The organism is Flagellimonas lutimaris (assembly GCF_051494225.1).
Taxonomy (GTDB): domain Bacteria; phylum Bacteroidota; class Bacteroidia; order Flavobacteriales; family Flavobacteriaceae; genus Flagellimonas; species Flagellimonas lutimaris_A.
This window is the reverse complement of sequence record NZ_JBNPYE010000046.1, coordinates 1-231: the sequence shown is the minus strand read 5'-3', so window position 1 is coordinate 231 and position 231 is coordinate 1. Positions and strand designations below refer to the sequence as shown.

The following is a 231-nucleotide window of genomic DNA, read 5'->3' as shown; positions in this document are numbered from 1 at the left end:
TCACGGACGGCAACTATTTCGACGCGCCCAACGGGGGCGGCAACGCCCTGCCAGTGGGATACGTGGTGGACAGCACCATGACCGTCTACGTCTACAGCGAGACCGGCACCACACCGAACTGCTCCGCGGAGAGCAACTTCACCGTGACCATCAACAACACCCCGCCGGTGGACGCCCCGGCGGACGTCACCGCATGTGACTCCTACACACTGCCCCCACTCACGGACGGCA

At 64.9% G+C, this 231-nt stretch carries 1 protein-coding gene; it reads left to right on the top strand.

Annotated elements, in window-relative coordinates; all coding sequences use genetic code 11:
* Positions 1-231, top strand: a 231-nt coding sequence (locus ACQQ5U_RS19475; RefSeq protein WP_437400137.1) for a hypothetical protein, incomplete at both ends; no start/stop codon positions are given.